The following is a 20,160-nucleotide window of genomic DNA, read 5'->3' as shown; positions in this document are numbered from 1 at the left end:
CCTTTAAAGTTTAAGTCATTTTAACATAAAAACACTCTACTTATGATTTTATGTCTTCATTTTAATAGGTTAAATATAAATAAAGCAAAAACGATAGCTTCAATTTTATTAGATTATTTCTAATAGTTGGATTACATCGTGCAGTAATATTTAGAATCTGGTTAAATATTATTGGTACATTTTAAATTTTAATGATGTTCTTTATACAATTTGTAAATTTTTTAATATTATTTCTAATTTAATTAATTATTTGTAATTATGCAGGGTATCAAATACACAATTACCAATAAAATAATTGATTCTTTAACAAGCGTAAGGATTATGAAGCATTATCGCTTGGCCAACGACAATGCAGCTTAGTTTATCACAGTAAAAAAGTAGTTCATTTTTATTACTCTAAAGAAGGTTTACTCTAATAATTGCATGATGAAGGGACAAGTACAACTTAATATTCTTCGTGCCTGGCGGCAGGAAAGATGGATGAAAAATAAAAATTGAATGCGCCATTTAAATAATTGCTTGGCTAATTAGGTTTGGATTTCTATTTTTTAAATAGAAATCCAAAGCATTTCTAAATCAATTTTGTACCTCAACTAATTTATCACCTAAAAACAATACCAACCCTAATTATTGGTACTGCTTGCAAGAGCTTTTTGCTGTTTTAATCAATTCCAGAATATGGATTGATTCTACTTGCTCTTTCGCACTCTATATTCTTGGTTAATTGCTATTCTCAGGCGCTTTTTGCCCGGAGCCAGACAACTATTGCCTGTGATTTAGCAATAGTACCAGAATTCTGATCTACGTTTTAAGTCCTTTCGCCGGAAAGGGAAGCCACGTTATTTAAATAATTAAATAGCTGTCTGTCTATTACTTGTCTACACAAAAACAACACCTTATCAAAATTAAAAAATTTATGAAACGATTATTACTCTTATACGCTCTTGTGCTGCTGGCCATTTCGCCCACCCTGGCGCAACAGATAAAAGTTTCGGGCAAGGTTTCCGAAGCAGACATTCCATTGCCAGGAGTAACCGTACTCGTAAAAGGCACTTCGCAAGGTACCGTTACCAATGCCGACGGGGTTTATACGTTAGAATGCCCTCCGACCAGTACTTTGGTTTTTTCTTTTATCGGTTATGCCACGCAGGAATTAGCGGTAGCCGGAAAAACCAGTCTGAACGTGAGCATGACCACCGACGCGAAACAACTAGGCGAGGTAGTAGTTACCGCTTTTGGTATTGAAAGAGAGAAAAAAGCTTTAGGTTATACCATACAAGAAGTAAGCGGCAGTAAACTGGCTGAAGTTAAAACTTCTAACGTGGTAAACAATTTATCAGGCCGGGTAGCCGGGGTACAAGTAAATAGCAACGGTGGTCCGGGCAGTAGTTCTAATATTGTTATCCGAGGAATGGGTTCGGTGAGCCGGAATAATCAGCCGTTGATAGTCGTAGATGGAGTACCTATTCAACAGGCTAATACCTTGGGAGTAGACCCGGTTACTGGATTGCGGACGAAAAACGAAAGCCGTTATGGCGGAGGTATTTCTGAAGTAAACCCGGATAACATTGCGTCTATTTCGGTTTTGAAAGGACCGAATGCAGCGGCTCTTTACGGCTCCCGCGCCGCCAACGGCGTTATATTAATCACCACTAAAAATGGCTCTGGTACCAAAGGTATTGGGGTAGAGATTAGTTCCAGTGCTACTTTTGAAAGACCATTGGTAAAGCCAAATTTCCAAAACACCTACGGGGGCGGTAACGGTTACCGTACCTGGTATAATAATGGCCGCAGCGGAGCAATAACGGACCCTCTGGAAATAGAGCAATACCGGGCAGCTTACGGGCCTAACGCTCCCCTTAATGGTACCGAAGGAACCGACGAAAGCTGGGGCGCCCCCATGGATGGCCGTTTGGTACGGCAATGGTGGACAGGTACCGGTGTAGCACCTTTAACCCCTCAGCCAAACAATTGGGATGAATACTGGGAAACTGGTCATACTTTCTTTAACTCCATTGCTCTGGTCGGGGGCAACGATAAAGGTAGCTTCCGGCTGTCAGTGGGGCGTATGGACCAAACGGGTATTATGTTTAATAACGATTTTAAACGTAACAACGTTAACTTAAGCTCTTCTTATAATCTTACTCCCAAATTAAAAGCGAACGTAAGTGCCGAATACATTAAATCTGGTTCTGATAACCGCTCGTACCAATCGGGTCAGGAATTTATCTGGTCGCACCGTTCGGTATCCTGGGATCAGCTAAAAAACTGGCGCGATTACGTGGGAGTAAGCATTCAGAAACCGGGGGATAATTTACCGCCCAACTGGCAACATACTTTTTTTACCAATCCTTTTTACGAACAGGAATTTTTAACCAACGCCAACGACAAAGACCGCTTACGGGGCAATATGTCGCTATCCTATGATTTTAATGATAAATTAAGCTTAATGGTACGAAGCGGTACCGATTTCTGGAGTGATACCCGGATAAATGTAACCCGCTTCGAACGGATTTCGAATGGTAACTTCCGGGCCGGCCAATATAACGAAGAAATACTGCGCAGCCAGGAAACGAACCACGATATAATGCTGACCTACAAGCAGGATTTTGGACCGGACTTTTCTTTTAGCGGCCAAGCCGGTGGTATTTACCGCAACAATTATTACAAGCGCAACTTTGCTCAAGTAGAGCAATTAGTAATCGATAGGTTATACACCTTAAACAATAATGCCAGTCCTAATACCAACCAAAGCGAAATTCAGGAATTTAACGTGCAAAGCCTTTTTGCGGCGGCTCAGTTTGGTTTCCGGAACTCCTTGTTTTTGGATGTTACCGGCCGGAATGACTGGTCCAGCACCTTGCCGATAAATCAGAATTCTTTCTTCTATCCATCGGTTTCCTTGAGTGCGGTAGTTACCGATTTATTAGGCATCAGCAACAAGGTCTTATCTTTTGCCAAAGTAAGAGCCAGTTGGGCCCAGGTTGGTAACGATGCGGACCCGTATCAACTTTATCAAGTTTACGATGCTAAATCGCCCTGGAACGGAGCTATTCCTAGCTTCGGCGAAAGTACCGATATTAATAATGCCGCGCTAAAACCCGAAATTACCACGGGTCAGGAAGTGGGCGCTGATATTCGATTTCTGGCCGGAAGAATTGGTTTAGATGCCACTTATTACACCAAAAGCACCAAAGATCAGATTCTGGGGGTAGAAATCTCGAAAGCTACGGGCTACAACCGCCGCTTTTTAAATGCCGGGGAAGTTACGAATAAAGGCGTAGAAATAATGCTGACCGGTACGCCGGTGCAATTAGCCAATGGCTTCCAGTGGGAAATAGCGCTTAACTATGCGCGCAACCGCAGCCAAGTAGTAGAATTAGCCGAAGGCTTAACCACGTATACCTTGTACACCACCCGGGGGCTTTCCTCCGAAGCGCGGGTAGGTCAGCCTTACGGCACTTTCTACGGCACGGCGTTTTTACGCTCGCCCGATGGCCAGATTGTGTACGATAAAGTACTGGGAACTCCTTTGGTAGCACCCGGTCAGAAAGTATTAGGCAATATTCAACCCGACTGGATTGGCGGTATCTCGAACACCTTTACTTACAAAGGATTATCGCTAAGCGCTTTAATTGACATCAGAAAGGGAGGTGATATTTTTGACGAAGGAACCGGAACAGCCCGCTGGACCGGACAATATGCGGAAACTGCCGTTGGTCGGGAAGAAGGGGTAATTGGTAAAGGGGTAAAAAACATAGGCACCGCCGATGCGCCGGTTTACGTTCCTAACGATGTAATTGCCGATGCCAAGCTTTTCTATAGCTATAACAACCCGCGTACCTACCATGAATCGGCAATCTTCGATGCCAGTTACGTGAAATTACGGGAAGTAAGCTTAGGTTATCAGTTACCAGCCTTCTTAACCGGTAAAATCAAAGCGCAATCTGTCCGGATATCGCTGGTAGGCCGCAACATGGCTATCCTGTTCAAAAATACGCCGCACATCGACCCGGAAATAGACTCGCAGGGTGGTAATGCCCAAGGTTTCACTTACGGTCAGTTACCTAACAGCCGGAGCTTTGGAGTTAACCTGGACCTTAAATTTTAAAAATTTCTCTTATAAGTCTCTCTCGTGTAATCCTCATCCTTGCAAAACTTTCATTCGGGCTTTCTCTCACCAGGGAAAGCCTGGGGATGAGGAGAGCCAGCTACTTGTATTTCTTTACTTTCCAAAAACAGACTTTATTACCATGAAAATATCTTCTAAAATAAAAATCGCGACTTATTTGGTAGCCGGAGCTTTTTTAGCCAGTGCCTGCACCAAAAACTTCGAAGAAATGAATGTTAGCCCGAACAAGCCTTCGGAGGTAAGTTCAGCCGTACTGTTGCCTAACGGCATCGAGTCGAGCGTCGATCGTTACTGGGGTCACCGGGCTCGGTTCGAACGTATTAACCTGGATGGCGGCATGTTGTGGGTACAATATTTGGCCCGGAACATTTATTCCGACGAAGGGGACAACTACAACATGAGCCCGGCTTATTACACCAATAACTGGAAAGGCTTTTACAACGATGCACTGCTAAATTTTCAACGAATTATAGTTCAATCCGGGCCGGAAGGTACCGCGCCCAACACTAATTATGAGGGAGTAGGTTTGGTGATGCGCTCCTGGGTGTTCTCGCTGTTAACGGATATTTACGGCGCTATTCCTTACACCGAAGCCTTACAGGGAACGGCCACTACTCCTATTTACACGCCTAAATACGATTCGCAGGAAGAAGTTTACGCCGGTTTACTGAACGACTTAAAACTAGCCAACGAGAAGTTAACCGTAGGTGGTCCGGCTATTTCCGGCGATATTATGTTCGGTGGCAATATTGAGATGTGGAAGAAATTTGCAAATTCTTTGCGCTTAAAACTAGCTAACCGGCAAGCCGCTAAAAAACCAGCCGAATCACAGGCAATTATGGCGGAGATTCTGGCGGATCCCGTTAAATATCCCGTATTCACCAGCAACTCCGATTATGCCGTCCTGAAAAATGCCAATGGTTTACCCAGCAACAACGAGTGGAACCAGGTAATGGTCCAGGAAAGCCGCACCGACTGGAATTTAAGCAAAACTTTAGTAGATAAACTGCAAGCCCTCAACGACCCGCGCTTAGCAATTTACGGACAGCCGGTAAACAACCAGTACATGGGCATTCCGAACGGCTTACCCGATGCCATTGCCACTACTTATTTAGCTTCCAGTGCTAAAATTGGCACTTACTTTTTACAAACCACTACGCCCAGCGTTATCATGAGTTATTCGGAGCTTCTCTTTACCTTAGCCGAAGCGGCGCTGGATGGTGATATAGCCGGCGATGCCCAAAGCTATTACGAGCAAGCCATTGCGGCCTCTTTCGGCCAATACGGTTTAACCATGCCCGCTGATTATTTAGCTAATGCCGGCCCCGCTACCAAAGAAAATATACTTACTCAAAAATGGATTGCCTTATTTGGTCAAGGAATTGAGGCTTGGACTGAATTCCGCCGCACTGGTTACCCCGCTTTACCAGCGCCTGATCCAAGAGCTATTTTCTTAAACGATGGTGTATTACCTACCCGCTTGCAATATCCCTCTACCGAGTATTCCTTAAATAAAACCCAATTAGATGCCGGTATTTCCTTAAATGGCGGTTCCGACGACAAAAAGACCAAAATGTGGTGGGCAGAGTAACAGAAAAGTACTAATGCTCCGGCAATTTTAGAATAGCGGGTTACTTCGCATAAAACACCCTGACTTAAAAAATTGCAACTATGGACTATCGACTGTCGACTATGGACTAAACACTAGTTAAAACTTTAAATTTTAAGAATTATGAAAATAAATGCTATAAATAAATTATTCGCGGTTTTGTTCGGGTTCAGTTTCTTTTTAATGAGCTGCGAAAAAGAAGACGAATTAGTAGTAGACCGAGTGGTATCGCCGGTATTGGTTACGGTTACCGGCAACAGTTTTTTAGCCACGGAACCCGTAATGGTTACCACTACCATTGCCGAGCTAAATAAAAGCGGCATTCTGGATCATTCGGTAGGCATTGATACCCTACCGGTTTCTAACCTGCCCATTAAGGTACTATTAAATAACAATACTTTGGCCGAATTAACTACTGATGCAGCCGGTACGGTTACCTTAAATAAAACCTGGGCTGACTTAGGTATAACTGCTCCGGCCGTAGGCAATTCAGTGGTGCTGGAATGGTCGGGCAACTACAAAGGACAAGCCTTTACTAAAACCGGCCGCGTGCAGGTCAAATAAAAAAGTAGCCTATTTAAAAAATTAAACCAAATGGATCGGCGATCTTTTCTTTTAAAATCCGGAGCTTCATTAGGGCTAGCGTTTGCCATGGGCGTTAGCTCCTGCTCTCCGGGCAATAATCTTTACCGAGGCAGCTCTACTTCTTTAGGTGCTCGTCGTTTACCCCGGGTTAAGCTTTCTCCCGACCGGATTATTAAAGAAACAGTTGGGCTTCGTCCGTACCGGCTCTCCGGCCCACGGTTAGATGTGGAAATGCTGGGCCAGAAAACGATTGTGCATAATTATGGCCACGGTGGCAGTGGTTTTTCGTTGTCGTGGGGAACCGGGCAAATTGCGGCTACGCGTGCCGCTGCTACGGGCCACCAGGAAATTGCGGTAATAGGTTGCGGTATTGTTGGTCTAACTACGGCTCGTTTGCTCCAGCAAATGGGTAAAACCGTTACCATCTACGCCAAAGAAATGTTTCCTAAAATTACTTCCAGCATGGCTACCGGCACCTGGTCGCCGTCGCATTTACTTTGCGAAGAGGAATACATTACCCCGGAGTTTAAGACCATGTGGGAACAAGCCTGTTCCTATTCGTTTCAAACGTATCAAAACTTATTGGGCTATGGCGATTTAGTTACCTGGATGGATCATTACATTATTAATGGCCGAGCTCCTTCCGAAACTCCTAAACTGCATATAGACGGATTACTGCCCGAACCGAAAGAGTTATCCCGGCGCGAGCACCCGTTTAAATCTAAAAATGTGGTGAACCAGCCCAACATGGTTTTTAATATCCCGTCGTACCTGCACCACCTTACCACCGATTTTTTAAATTTTGGCGGTAAAGTTCAGATAAAAGAATTTAAAACTTTAGAAGACCTAGATGCTTTATGGGAAGATGGCGTGGTGAATTGTACCGGCTTAGGTGCCAAAGCTTTGTTTAACGACGAACAATTAATGCCGATATCAGGTCAGTTATCTTTTTTAATTCCGCAGCCCGAAATTAATTACCGGTTAAGCACCCCGCACGGGTATATTATCCCCCGCAAAGACGGTTTAGTGCTGGGCGGTAATGCCATTCGGAATAATTGGAACACGACTCCTAATCCGGAACAAACTAAAACGGTAATTGCGGCTATAAATGAAGCTTTAGTAGGAATGCGGAGTTAAGTGAGTTTTCCTTAGATTTTATTTAGCTTTGGATATTAATATCCGGTTATCTGTTGAGTCTTTTCAAGACTAAAGGTAACGGCGCTGATGCGGCTAGAAAAGTAACCCGTTTGCCTCGTGGCCGGCGTGCCTCATTTGGCTCTTTCGCACGGGCTATCCTTCCTTTCCTGCTACGTCGGAATGCCTCGTTCCTCGGCACCGAAAGCCTAGCAGGTGCTCAAGAGCCAAACTTGAATTCATTTTTCTTAGTAAAATCATTCAACAAAAAGAGCTATCAAATCCGTAATGCCAGTTTTCTAATTTCTATTTGGGATAACTTTAATTTTTTCCTCACTTTACTTATAAAGAGCCATTCTAAAGAATCAGCTTAATATTAAAAATGAGGAGGAGAAAAGCCCCCTTCGAAGGAGGTTAGGGATGATCTACAAAAGCGAATTAATGAAAGAAGTTAAACTCTATTACGCTACAAGAAATAATCACCTTTCGGCTATCAGACCTAAAGACTTAGTTTTTCATTTTAATTGTCACAACCAAACAAGACAGAATTATAAATATTAAGGCCATAAATACTTGTCCATCTTCTTTTTAAAACCTAAAACGTATAACTTACAACTTATAACCTTTTCCTTAACATGCCAGAAAACCTTAACTCCCGCAGGAATTTTGTTAAAACAATAGGCAGTTTTGCTGGTGTGCTAACGGTAAGCCCCGCTTTGGCGGCCTGGCAAAAGGAAACAGGTTTACACATTCCCGCTGTAACTGCTACCGAAGACGTAACCAAAGACGAAGATTTTTGGGGCTATATTCAGCAGGCTTATTCGGCTTCGCCTAATGTAATTAACCTGAACAATGGCGGGGTAAGTCCCCAACCCATCGTGGTACAAAATGCGCTGGATCAATATAACCGGTTAAGCAACGAAGCGCCTAGTTATTATATGTGGCGTACTTTAGACGAAGCCCGCGAATCGGTGCGGATGAAATTAGCCGACTTAGCTGGCTGCTCTCCCGAAGAATTGGCTATTAACCGCAATGCCAGCGAAGCACTGGAAACCATCATTTTTGGCATCAACCTGCAGCGCGGCGATGAAGTAGTTCTCACTAAGCAAGACTACCCAAACGTAATCAACGCCTGGAAGCAAAGAGAAAAACGCGAGGGTATTGTTCTTAAATTTATCAACCTGGATTTGCCCATTGAAGATAACCAGCTAATTGTGCGCCAATACAAAGAGGCGTTTTCTTCTCAGACCAAAGCCGTAATGATTACCCACATGATTAACTGGTCGGGACAAATTATGCCAGCGGCACTTATCAGCCGGGCGGCTAAAAAACACAATCCAGCCATTCAAGTAGTAATTGATGGGGCCCATTCTTTTGCGCATATCAACTACAAAATTCCGGATTTAGAAGGCGATTACTACGGCACCAGCCTGCACAAATGGCTTTGCTGCCCCTTTGGCACGGGCATGCTCTACGTTAAGCAAGCCCGCATTAAAGATGTTTGGCCTATGTTCGCTCCCGAAGATCCGCAAAGCCCCGATATCCGCAAGTTTGAAAGGCTGGGTACCCGCTCCTTTCCTACCGAAATGGCCATTGGGCACGCCATTAATTTTCATAATACCATTGGCATTGAGCGCAAACAAAAACGGTTGCATTATTTAAAAAATTACTGGGTAGAAAAATGCTTGAGCATTCCGGGTTTTTCTACCATTACTTCGCTTAAACCCGAATTTTCCGGCGCTATTGCCACTTTTGCGATTAAAGGGCTGGCTCCCGGCGAAGTTGCCACTGAATTATTTAAACGGTCTCGCATTCATACCTCGGCTACCGTGTGGGAAAATATTAGCGGCGTACGGATTACCCCGCACTTGTACACGCCTTTAAAAGATTTAGACCGCCTGGTAAATACGATTCACGCCATTGCCAAAGGAAACGTAACCGCCGCCAACCGCACCAATAGCAAATAAATTACAGCAACATATTTATCGGTGCTTGCCTTGATAAAATTTAAAAGACCGGCCTGTTTCACTTCTTAACTCTAATGTTAACGAAGTAAAGCAGGCCGGTCTTTATTTCAAAATTATCAATTAACTCAACTAGCACTCAACTAGCGCCAGTGTTAAGCGCAGCGTCACTGGTGCCAGTTTGATTAATCTAAAATTAACAAATATGCTCGCCATAATCACATATGGCTTATCGACTATCGTCTATCGACCATGGACTAATTTCTAATGCATCGCCGCAATAACCGAAATCTCCACGTTGGCATTGCTGGGTAAGTTAGATACCTGCACGGTTTCGCGGGCCGGAGGCTCTACCGTAAAATATTTGCCGTAAACCTCATTTACCTTTGCAAAATGGGTTAAATCTTTTAAGTAAATAGTGGCCTTCACCACGTTCCGGAAATCCATGCCGGCTCCTTTTAATATAGCCTGCAAATTTTCCAATACCTGAGTGATTTCTGCCTCAAAACTCGTGGCAGTTAACTGCCGGGTTTGCGGATTAACTCCCACCTGGCCGGCAACAAATAAAAACCCATCAACTAATACGCCTTGGCTGTAAGGTCCTATGGGCTGAGGCGCCTGCTCGGTTTTAATAATTTTTTTTAAAGGCTGGTTCTGGTGAGAGGTATTCTGCCCGAAACTTACGGAAGTAGATAGTATTACGGCTAAACAGGAGAAGCAAAAACACTTTTTCATAGATAAAAGAGATTAAAATTTAACGATAACAGAAGAAAAATAATATAAAACAGATTTTTAAAGAGTTTACCCCAAATAGGCCTATTCAAATTTTATAGTTTATTAAGTAAAATTGCTTTTATTATTAGATACCCTTCAAATTTTAAGCTTATTTTATTAAAAACACTGCTATTATTTTGAAACAAGTGTAAATTTTAAGGTATTATTAAAAATACACTCAATTTATAAGGCAATATACTGTAATATTTTTACCTTTATGCATATAAAATTGTTAAATTTTAAATAGAAATAATTTGAGACATCTATCCCGAAGAGCTTTTTTAAGTAAAAGTGCTTTACTTGCCGGGAGCGCTTATCCGGCCATGATGGCTTTAGGTTTACTACCCAGTGCTCCGGCTCATGCGTTTAACTTATCCGGTGATGGTAAAGGCAAACACGTAGTAATTTTGGGTGGTGGTTTAGCTGGCATGGCATCCGCTTACGAGTTAAATAAATTAGGTTACCGCACTACTATTTTAGAAGCCCGCAATCGTTCCGGCGGTCGTTGTTGGAGCATCCGAAAAGGCTCCACTAACCAGGAGGGAGATGGGCCAATGCTTACCGCTAATTTTGATGCGGGTTTGTATTATAATGCCGGTCCTTCCCGGATTCCGCACCACCACCAACTTACCATGCATTATTGCAAAGAATTAGGAGTACCCCTAGAGGTATACAATAATGTAAACGAAGGCACTTATTACTTCAGCGAAGGCAAAGGCCCTTTATCTAATAAAAAGGTACGCGCCCGCGAAATTCACAACGACATGCGCGGTTATATGAGCGAATTACTCGCCAAAGCGCTGGACCAGGAAAAATTAGATTTAGCTTTAAATAAAGAAGATGCTGCCAAAGTAATTGAATACCTGCGCGCCGAAGGGGGTTTGGACATTGATAAGTTATATAAAGCATCGGCCCGCCGCGGGTATATTGAATCGCCGGGTGCCGGCGAGAAATCCGGAAAAATAGCCGATCCGCACAAATTAGCCGATATCATTCAATCAGGATTGTTAGATCCGGACTTTTATAATGTAGCCGAATACACCTATGAACTACAAATGACGATGTTCCAGGCAGTAGGCGGTATGGATAACATTGCCAAGGCTCTGGAAAAGAAAGTTATTAGTTCGTTAAAATTAGGTACAGAAGTAAAATCTATTTTAAATGTTCCGGACGGTGTAAAAATAACGTATAAAGATAAGCAAGGCGAGCACGAAATGAAAGGTGATATCTGCATCTGCACCTTGCCTTTGCCAATACTGAGCAACGTTAATCATAATTTTGCTTCGGAAGTAAGCCGGGCCATTGATTTTGTGCCGTATATCCAGACCGGTAAAATGGGGTTGCAGTTTAAACGCCGTTTCTGGGAAGAAGACGAGCAAATTTACGGGGGCATTACCCACACCAACAACGAGCTTACCCAGATTTTTTATCCTTCTTACGATTACTTAAGTAAAAAAGGGATACTTATTGGTTATTACAACTTCAACGAAAAAGCCAAAACGGTAGGCGACTTATCCATGGCCGACCGGGAAAAACTAGCTTTAGAAAAAGGCAGCTTAATTCATCCGCAGTACAAACAAGAGTTTGAAACTTCGTTTTCGGTGAGCTGGCATAAGACTAAGTACAACATGGGCGGTTGGGCCGTTTACAACAGCGAAGCCCGCAAAACTCTTTACCCCGCCCTGCTGAAACCAGACCAGAACGTATATTTTGCCGGCGAGCACACCACTTATTTAACCGCCTGGATGGCCGGAGCCTTTGAATCGGCGAGGAGCGCAGTAGCGGCGGTACATTCCCGCGTTGCCGAGCAAAGAGTAAAATACCCGGTTACCAGTAACAACGGTTAATAATCTTCTTTCCATCAAAAACAAACTTTCACTTTTAAACTACCCTTATACGCACTTTTACTCTCATGGAAAAATCAATGAACAGACGTAACTGGCTTAAGTCCAGTGCTTTTTTAGCCGGAGGATTTACCTTCTTTTCCGGCTCACTAAACCAGCTGGTGGCTAAGCCCGCTGCCCGTACCCTCGAGAAGAAAGTTACGGAAGAAAGTATTATTCTGGGGGCTCCGGCCGAACTCAAAGCTCGGCTAAATGCCAATGAAAATCCTTTTGGACCTTCGGAAAAGGCTAAAAAAGCGGCCATGGATGCCCTGAACACCAGCTACCAATACCCCATGAAATATACCCGGGAACTGGCGCAGAAGATTGCGGACTACGAAGGTGTTAAGCTGGAAAATATCTTAATGGATGCCGGTTCCGGGCCTTTGTTGTTGGCCGCCGCCATGTATTACAGCAAAAAAGAAGGTTCCAATATTGTTTCCGGTGACCCGACCTACGCCAGCTTACCCCGCGATGCCTCCGATTTTAATACTACCTGGAACAAAGTGCCGCTTACTTCGGAGTATAAGCTAGACCTGGACGCTATGGAAAAAAAGGTGGATGGCAGTACTTCTTTAATGTACATCTGTAACCCGAATAACCCCACCGGCACCGTAGTAGATACCGCTAAATTAGCGGCTTTCTGCGAAAGAGTATCGAAGAAAGTACCTGTGTTTATAGACGAAGCCTACATTGATTATTTACCGGACCCTAAAGCTGCTTCGATGATGGAGTGCGTGAAAAAAGGACAAAACGTAATTATTGCCCGTACCTTCTCTAAACTTTACGGCTTTGCTGGTCTGCGGGTAGGGTATATTATTGCGCAACCCGACGTAATAAAAGAATTAAGTAAGTATGCCGCCGGTGGTATGAGTATCTCCGCTCCTTCGGTACAAGCGGCTTTAGCAGCTTATCAAGATAAAGCTTTCTTGCAAGATGCTTTAAAGAAAACCCTGGCTTCTAAAAACTTCCTGTACGATGTGTTGAAGAAAGAAGGCTACGAATACATTCCTTCTTCGAGCAACTTTGTGATGTTTCCAATAAAAATGGAAGGCGAAAAATTTACGGCTGAATTAATGAAACGCGGCGTAGGCGTACGCTTCTGGAAATTTAATAATCAGGACTGGTGCCGCGTAAGTATTGGCCGCATGGACGAGATGCAGGCATTCGCCGAGGCTTTCCGGCAAGTTTCTTAGGTTTAGACTGTACCTGTTTTCTATTTTAATGGCTTGTTGTTCAGAAGGGACCGGTTTAAAAGGTTCTTTCTGAATGCAGCTAATACTCCTCCGATTAAAGTATACCGGCTACAATTCTAGCTGTGATAAGTGATAAAACGAACTAAATCAAAACAAAAACAAATAATGTCTTTCCGGGAGAATTTTATAAAAAATTAAACTCACTAGTTGTTTCCGGAACGATAAATAATCTTTAAAAACTCATTTTAATTGTACTACTATGCGCAGAATTTTCTTATCGTTCCTATTTATTGGCTCCATGCACCTGGCGCAGGCTCAGCAAAGCACCGGAACTTCCCGCCCTTTAACTTTAGCCGAATATCAAAAAGCTAAAACCTTTGCGGTAAAAGACCTCGATAACGATACCTATGTAAAAATTGAGAACGCTTATATTCTGGATCGTTACGAAGGCCGGAAACCTTATTTTATTACCGGCGATGATGGATTAAAAAAACGCATGGACCTGTATAGACTCGTAAGCAAAGAGGGCATGCAGGAATTGGGTACGATGATATTTTACACCAACGAAAAAGGCAAACAATATAAAGCCGTACTGCCTAATTTTACCACCGATGGCAAAGTTTGGGAAAGCTATTTCGAAGACATTCACGCCATAGATAAAGAAGAAAAAAACTTTGTGCTGAAGCTCTCTTATGTGCTGTCGAAAGAATTATCCTTCCAGCAGTATAAAGCTTTAAACCAAGGCAAAGACTTAAAAGCCGAATCGGCAACTTATGGCAATGATATCTGCTTCCCCGGCGACCAGTTGGTAGCCATGGCCAATGGCCGGCAAAAGCTACTGAAAGAAGTGCAACCCGGCGACCAGGTATTAACCATTGATCCGGCTACGAAATTAGCTACTACGGTACGCGTAAAAGAGTTGGTTTCGCACGAAGCTAAAAACTATGCTATCACCCGGTTATTAGTAGCTAGTGTCACTGAAAAAACGAGCCAAGCAGGGAAAGAGGTAAACTTAAGCAGCAAAGTGCTGGAAGCCACCCCTAACCACCCGATGCAAACCCGCGAAGGCAACCGCAAAATGGGGGAAGTTAACTTAGGCGAAGAAGTATTGTGCTACAACAGTAAAACCGGCAAATACGAACCTTTCACGGTATTACATAAAACCGAATACGCTGGCGGAGTTCAAAAAGTATATAACATTGAAGCTGCCGCCGGTACTACTTTTATGATGAATGATGTAATGGTATTACAGAAGTAGTAACCATCATTTGGGATTTTGGATTTAGCAACAGCCAGTTCCGGTAAAAGGGAGCTGGCTATTTTTGTTGCTTTTCTTTTTAATACGTGGTGAAATTTTAAAAAATAAAAGAGCAGTATAGCCGTTAATAGGAGCTGTTTTTTATTATTTGTAACTTATACCTATCGAACTTCCACCACTCTTAGGGTCATAGCTTGCCCATACGGTACCCCATAAGAAATTTCTGCTAGTTCCGATTTCTTTATCTAACCAATTGTTATACAATACGGCATTTTCTTTTTCTCTTTTTTCGCTCCAGCAATCCCAATTGCTAGTTAAATCAATTTCACAATCGTTAAATATAAAAGAGACAGAATCTAGAATCTCTTCATGAAAAAAAAATGTTAAATAGAAGAATTTACCAGCTATTAATACATTTTTGACAGTATAATGAATCCATTCATTTCCCAAAACACCTTCTTCATGCACTGCACTTAGGTTAATAGCTTTTAATTCACTTAGAGTTGTTATTGGAAAAACTGTCTTGCCGGTACCAAAAGTAAGTTGACCAGTATTTTTATCTATCATTTATATTTAGTGAAATAAAAGTTAACCAGAACCATAAGACAAAAATGCACGCCTTTCTTCCTAGTTCTTCCGGAGCTGACCACAAAGATAATCCAGAAACAACCAGCAAAAACAAATTACACCGGCTAGTAATAACTCGGGCAAGTAGTTCAGCTGGCTCGTGGCAAACGCATCTTGTAAGTTAATTGTAAAGTTCGACATTAAATCTAAATTTGACTTTAGGCCGAAAGTTAGTATACCAAAACCCAGTACCAGTAAAACCATACTGCTCAATCCTATGCCAATCCAGCGCCAAATCCGGTTAGGCAAAAGAGGTTCGTAAATTTTGGCACGTTGCGCTTGGGTTTTCGCTTCAATTTGCGCCAGAACCTGGGCGGTAAAATCTACTTTTAAGTCGGTTATAGGAGTAGCTTTCGTTAAAAGTTGTTGGGTTAGCAGATCGCGTGGCACTTCTGTTTCCTTTTTCATCTTATTATTTCCTTCCATTCGTGCTTTAATACTTCTTGCAGGTACAGGTACATTTTTTGCCGAGCTCGGAATAATTTTACTTTAATATTCGCTTTCGATAAGCCGGTAATATCTCTGATTTCTTCCACGGAATTTTCGTGCAGGTAAAACAAGGTCAAAAGTAAATTTTCATCGGGCGGCAGTTGCGCCAAAGCTAAGTCGATGTATTTGGTTTGTTCGGCTGTTTGCAGGTTTAGTAACTGTAATCCTACTTGTTCTAACTCGGTTTCGGTGAGTTCGGCATCTTCCAGCGAAACCGCGAAAGATATTTTCCGGCGGGTTTTAGAAAGGGCGGTGTTATACACAATCCGGTACAACCAGGTCGAAAATTTGGCATTGCCTTTAAAACCCGGCAAAGCCCGGTAAGCTTTCACAAAAGCATCTTGCGTCACTTCTTCGGCATCTTGCTTATTACCCGTAATTTTAAAAGCAAGCGCAGTAGCCAGACTTTTATACTTATCAACCAAGGCCGTATACGCTACTGGTTGACCGCGTAGCACTTGCTGTACATAATAAAGGTCGGTCTGCTTTTCCATGTGCCGGATTAGACGCTGCTACATAATAGGTGGTTACAAGAAGTAAGAAGGAATTTGACACTTTTAAACCCTTTTATCAAGAGTAATCCTAAAGAATTTACTTCTTAACCCGATAAATACAGTTATGGTTAGATTTGAGAATTAGGCACTTAATTAACCTTGATGAAGATTACCATCAGGCCACTTGTACTTTACAAAAACCATAGCTCTATAAATAAGAGTTAAGATTCTTCTAAAATATTGCGTTTGTTTTCCTAAAAACTGTAACTACTCAGTAAATACCGGCGTCCAAGCAGCATAAACCTGAAACATTAAACAATATGCAAAACTTTTTTGGACCAGTGCTGATAGTGATAGTGGCTATTCTGTTCTTCGGCACCATTTTCGGCATTTGTTACCTGTACTTTACTTCCCGTACCCGTGAACGGTTAGCTTTAGTAGAACGGGGCCTTGACCCTAACTTTTTCCGGCCTCGTCGAACCGCCCTTAAATACGGGATGGTTATTTTCTCGGTAGTATTGGGTATGACCCTGGGCGATTTAATTCCATTCCGTTATCCAGTTGGGGTGCCGCTTGGGGTCATGCTCGGTGGGTTAAGTTTGATAGTTTACTATTTTATAATTGATAAGCGGCTAGACAAACGGGACGAAGCATGATAAAAAAGATGCATCCGTATGCGTCTTTTGTTACTGTAGAAAAGAGTTTTTCATTAAATCAACTATGTAAAAGTCAAGTATCTAATATCTTGCTACTAATGTCTCTTACCTACAATCTGATCCATTATCCAAGCGGTACGAGCAGCCGTTACACCCGTGCTGGGGCATTCTCCCTGACCAGTTAATTCTTCTACAATGGTTTGAATAAATGGTTGCTGAATGTGTACGGGTGGCGGCAAGTTAAATTGCTTTTTTCCATCGCCCGTTTCCAGTTGAATTGCTACTTTATCAAAGGCAGCAAACGTAATTTTGCCCTTACTACCAATAATTTCCATTTGGTCGGTACGTTGGGTCTCCGCCACGGTAAAACACCAGGTACCGCTACCCAGTACGCCAGATTGAAAACGAAATTGTGCGGTTACAATATCTTCGGCCGGATACAAGCCAGCTTGGTTAGCAGTTTGCCCCGAAGCAGAAGCAATGGGGCCTAAAATGTAATCTAAAATATCCAATTGGTGCGGCGCTAAATCAAAGAATAAGCCGCCGCCAGCAATGTCGGGTTGTACGCGCCAGGGCAAATTATTTGTTTCTAAATTGCTTTGGATTGGGTGATATAGATTAATATTCACAAACCGAACTTCACCAATAGCACCAGTATCAACTAATTCTTTCACTTTTAAGAAAGAAGGTAAACAGCGCCGGTAAAAAGCTACAAAAAGCGGAACCTGAGCTTCTTCGCAAGCGGTAATCATTTCCTGGCATTCCGCGTAAGTGCGCGCCATTGGTTTTTCCACGTAAACGGGTTTACCTGTCGCTGCCACTTGTAAGGTATAATCGTGGTGAGAATCGGGAGGAGTAGCAATGTAAACTGCATCTACTTCGGGGTCGTTAATTAAGGCTTGCGCATTATCGTACCACTTAGGCACACCGTGCCGCCGGGCATAATCCTGGGCTTTAGCGCCATCGCGGCGCATTACCGCTACGAGCTGCGAATTAGGTATTTTCCGGAAAGCCGGCCCGCTTTTTACTTCGGTTACGTCGCCGCAGCCAATAATTCCCCAACGAATAGTTTGCATAGTTTTTTAGATGTAGAGTAGGTTTGTAATTTTAATATGTACTAACAAATTATGTTAGCTTTAAGAAATTTATACTATGCCGCTATTTCGAACAGGCTTATTCCACCCCTCGTTGATACTGTAATAATTCATCTTCCCACCCTTCTTCATTTAAATTTTTAAAGTAGTGTTCTTCGATAATCTTATTTTCAATCTCTTCCGGTGAAAAAGAAAATATATCTTGTTCAAATCTTTCCCGGGCATACTTATGAAACACCTGATAAATGGTCCAGACCATTAATTCACCGTAAGTATCCTTCTCTTCAATATTTTCTTCGATGGAGTTCCAAAGATTACTCAGCTTTGGGGAGTAAAAGTAGTCTTCTGAATCCGTTACACTTCTTAGATTTTTATACTTGCGCTCCGGTTGGATTATGTATCCATCAGAAAAATCTATTCTATCTCCCCACAAAGGAATTATTCGGTCATAGATTTCTTTAAAAGTCATTTTAATACATGCTTTATTAGAATTTAAATCTTTTTAACTGCTTGGTTAATAGAGATTTTTTCCTAAAAGTAAATTAATTATCACAAATGTTTTAGAAAGCTTATTCACCGCTATTATCTGCCGCACAATTTTGCTGGACTCTTTATGTTTCAGGACGCGTTTGATTTCGCCACCAGGTATTAGTTATTCTTTTGAGAGCTAATAGTTGGCATTAAACTTCGCTATTAAACAGCCCCGCAAATTTTGATTTAAAAAGCTCGAAGTAATAATCCAAGCAATTATTATTTAATGCACAGCGGCCGCTACTTGCTTACGATCTAACTGCTTCTCCCGGAATAAAAGAGCAAATAAAATTAAAACTCCCGCTGCAATCGCGGCGGGTACCAGCCAGATTTCCTGCCAGTGGTGTTCCGTTGGCGAGATCGTATAATTTTTAGCTACGTAACCCGAAAGTTTAGTACCGATCCACATACCAATGCCATAAGTAGCCATGGTAATCATACCTTGGGCTGAGCTTTTAATTTTTTCGCCCGCTTTGTGGTCGGTGTAAATCTGACCGGTTACAAAAAAGAAATCGAAACAAACGCCGTGCAGTATAATGCCGACAAATAACATCCACATCTGATCTGGGCCACCAAACCCAAATAGTAAAAAGCGTACTGCCCAGGTAAGCATACCAATCATAATCATGTATTTTACCCCGAAACGCCGGAAGAAAAACGGAATAGCTAAAATAAACAGGGCTTCCGAAATCTGGCCGAAGGTCATGTTACGGGTAGCATTTTGCATTCCGGATTCTACTAAAAACTGATTGGTTTGGCTGTAGTAGAACGACAGTGGAATACAAATTAAAATAGATGAAATAAAGAAAATAAGGAAAGACCGGTCTTTTAATAAAACAAACGCCTCGGAACCAATAATTTCGGAAGTACGCACGGTCGCGTTTTTTGCTTTAGGTGGAGTGTTAGGTAAAAAGATGCTTAAAATAGCCAGCACCACGGAGGCTATAGCGGCCATCTCGAAAGTAAATCCTAAGTCGGTGGGAGATATATGAAAAACCTGGTCGATGAGCCAACCGGTAGCAATCCAGCCCACGGTGCCCCATACCCGCACGGAAGCAAACTGTTTACCAGGTTCGGCCATTTGGTTAAAAGAGATGGCATTGGCTAAGGCTAAAGTGGGGGCATACATTAAAGAGTAAAGTAAAATAAACCAATAAAAGATGTCCGGATCTTGGATAGTAGTAAGGTAATACAGTACCCCCGCCCCTACTAAATGTAATAACCCGAATACGCGTTGTGCCGCAAAATAACGGTCGGCAATCATGCCCACAAAAAACGGCGAAATTATAGTAGCAATAGACATGGCGCTGTACGCATCGCCAATATCCACTCCATCTGCTTGCAAGGCATTGGCCAAATAGGTCCCCATGGTAACATACCAAGCTCCCCAAATAAAAAACTGTAAAAACATCATGGCGGAAAGTAATCCGCGTACCCGTGATTTCATAAGCGCTAAGATTTATCTTAGTAACATACTAGTATTATGGGAGCAAAGCAATAGCCTGTATCAAGTTTTAAGTTGCCGACGGGTAGTTTCGCCTAAGTATTTACTCTTACTATTGGCAGCAATTAAGGTAATTATCAGTATTGATTTAATTTCCACCAAGTTGAGAGTAGAGCAATAGAAATGGCCAGCTCCTAATTAGATTTTATTATAAAGCCTCATCTTCCGGAAAATATTTTAAGCTAAAACACATTATACAGTTTTATATAGGTCGATAATAGACGTACTTG

At 42.4% G+C, this 20,160-nt stretch carries 16 protein-coding genes; 9 read left to right on the top strand and 7 right to left on the bottom strand.

Annotated elements, in window-relative coordinates; genetic code table 11:
• Positions 1 to 916 precede the first annotated feature (916 nt).
• From AHMF7605_RS20025 to AHMF7605_RS20000, 5 genes are all read left to right on the top strand, one after another.
• Positions 917 to 4,111 (top strand): SusC/RagA family TonB-linked outer membrane protein, encoded by a 3,195-nt coding sequence (locus tag AHMF7605_RS20025; RefSeq protein WP_106931805.1) that lies wholly within the window; start codon positions 917 to 919, stop codon positions 4,109 to 4,111.
• Positions 4,112 to 4,253: 142 nt separating this feature from the next.
• Positions 4,254 to 5,723 carry a SusD/RagB family nutrient-binding outer membrane lipoprotein gene (locus AHMF7605_RS20020; RefSeq protein ID WP_106931804.1) on the top strand — a complete coding sequence of 490 codons (1,470 nt, stop codon included), beginning with the start codon at positions 4,254 to 4,256 and terminating at the stop codon, positions 5,721 to 5,723.
• Positions 5,724 to 5,864: 141 nt separating this feature from the next.
• Positions 5,865 to 6,305, top strand: coding sequence for a hypothetical protein (locus AHMF7605_RS20015; RefSeq protein WP_233219195.1), 441 nt, complete (start codon positions 5,865 to 5,867; stop codon positions 6,303 to 6,305).
• Positions 6,306 to 6,335: 30 nt separating this feature from the next.
• Positions 6,336 to 7,463, top strand: a complete 1,128-nt coding sequence (locus AHMF7605_RS20010; protein WP_106931803.1) for an FAD-dependent oxidoreductase — start codon at positions 6,336 to 6,338, stop codon at positions 7,461 to 7,463.
• Between the two features lie 632 nt (positions 7,464 to 8,095).
• Complete coding sequence (locus tag AHMF7605_RS20000; RefSeq protein WP_106931801.1) at positions 8,096 to 9,427, top strand: aminotransferase class V-fold PLP-dependent enzyme; 1,332 nt, start codon at positions 8,096 to 8,098, stop codon at positions 9,425 to 9,427.
• A gap of 261 nt (positions 9,428 to 9,688) precedes the next feature.
• Here AHMF7605_RS20000 and AHMF7605_RS19995 read toward each other — a convergent pair whose 3' ends face one another.
• On the bottom strand, positions 9,689 to 10,159 hold the full coding sequence (locus AHMF7605_RS19995) for a RidA family protein (RefSeq protein ID WP_106931800.1): 471 nt from the start codon (positions 10,157 to 10,159) through the stop codon (positions 9,689 to 9,691).
• Positions 10,160 to 10,452: 293 nt separating this feature from the next.
• On the opposite strand from AHMF7605_RS19995, the gene AHMF7605_RS19990 reads away from it, so the two are divergent.
• From AHMF7605_RS19990 to AHMF7605_RS19980, 3 genes are all read left to right on the top strand, one after another.
• Complete coding sequence (locus tag AHMF7605_RS19990) at positions 10,453 to 12,045, top strand: flavin monoamine oxidase family protein (RefSeq protein WP_317046552.1); 1,593 nt, start codon at positions 10,453 to 10,455, stop codon at positions 12,043 to 12,045.
• Positions 12,046 to 12,122: 77 nt separating this feature from the next.
• Positions 12,123 to 13,277, top strand: a complete 1,155-nt coding sequence (locus AHMF7605_RS19985) for a pyridoxal phosphate-dependent aminotransferase (protein WP_106933545.1) — start codon at positions 12,123 to 12,125, stop codon at positions 13,275 to 13,277.
• A gap of 259 nt (positions 13,278 to 13,536) precedes the next feature.
• Positions 13,537 to 14,535 (top strand): Hint domain-containing protein, encoded by a 999-nt coding sequence (locus tag AHMF7605_RS19980; protein WP_106931799.1) that lies wholly within the window; start codon positions 13,537 to 13,539, stop codon positions 14,533 to 14,535.
• A gap of 144 nt (positions 14,536 to 14,679) precedes the next feature.
• Here AHMF7605_RS19980 and AHMF7605_RS19975 read toward each other — a convergent pair whose 3' ends face one another.
• Genes AHMF7605_RS19975 through AHMF7605_RS19965 form a run of 3 tightly spaced genes read right to left on the bottom strand, consistent with a single transcriptional unit; the run spans position 14,680 to position 16,145 of the window.
• Positions 14,680 to 15,102 (bottom strand): hypothetical protein, encoded by a 423-nt coding sequence (locus AHMF7605_RS19975; RefSeq protein WP_106931798.1) that lies wholly within the window; start codon positions 15,100 to 15,102, stop codon positions 14,680 to 14,682.
• Between the two features lie 60 nt (positions 15,103 to 15,162).
• A complete protein-coding gene (locus tag AHMF7605_RS19970; RefSeq protein ID WP_106931797.1) occupies positions 15,163 to 15,570 on the bottom strand; it encodes a hypothetical protein in 408 nt (135 codons plus the stop codon).
• Positions 15,567 to 16,145 (bottom strand): RNA polymerase sigma factor, encoded by a 579-nt coding sequence (locus AHMF7605_RS19965; protein ID WP_106931796.1) that lies wholly within the window; start codon positions 16,143 to 16,145, stop codon positions 15,567 to 15,569. Before AHMF7605_RS19965 ends, AHMF7605_RS19970 begins: the two co-directional genes overlap by 4 nt.
• Before the next feature lie 320 nt (positions 16,146 to 16,465).
• Here AHMF7605_RS19965 and AHMF7605_RS19960 point away from each other — a divergent pair, with 320 nt between their 5' ends.
• Positions 16,466 to 16,801 (top strand): DUF6249 domain-containing protein, encoded by a 336-nt coding sequence (locus tag AHMF7605_RS19960; protein ID WP_106931795.1) that lies wholly within the window; start codon positions 16,466 to 16,468, stop codon positions 16,799 to 16,801.
• A gap of 95 nt (positions 16,802 to 16,896) precedes the next feature.
• On the opposite strand, the gene AHMF7605_RS19955 is transcribed toward AHMF7605_RS19960, so the two are convergent.
• From AHMF7605_RS19955 to AHMF7605_RS19945, 3 genes are all read right to left on the bottom strand, one after another.
• A complete protein-coding gene (locus AHMF7605_RS19955; protein ID WP_106931794.1) occupies positions 16,897 to 17,877 on the bottom strand; it encodes a Gfo/Idh/MocA family protein in 981 nt (326 codons plus the stop codon).
• Positions 17,878 to 17,974: 97 nt separating this feature from the next.
• A complete protein-coding gene (locus AHMF7605_RS19950) occupies positions 17,975 to 18,364 on the bottom strand; it encodes a hypothetical protein (RefSeq protein ID WP_106931793.1) in 390 nt (129 codons plus the stop codon).
• Between the two features lie 285 nt (positions 18,365 to 18,649).
• Complete coding sequence (locus tag AHMF7605_RS19945; protein WP_106931792.1) at positions 18,650 to 19,873, bottom strand: nucleoside permease; 1,224 nt, start codon at positions 19,871 to 19,873, stop codon at positions 18,650 to 18,652.
• Positions 19,874 to 20,160: the final 287 nt, after the last annotated feature.

The sequence above is a fragment of the Adhaeribacter arboris genome, assembly GCF_003023845.1.
Taxonomy (GTDB): Bacteria; Bacteroidota; Bacteroidia; order Cytophagales; family Hymenobacteraceae; genus Adhaeribacter; species Adhaeribacter arboris.
The sequence above is the reverse complement of the archived record's forward strand: the minus strand, read 5'-3'. Positions and strand labels throughout refer to the sequence as shown.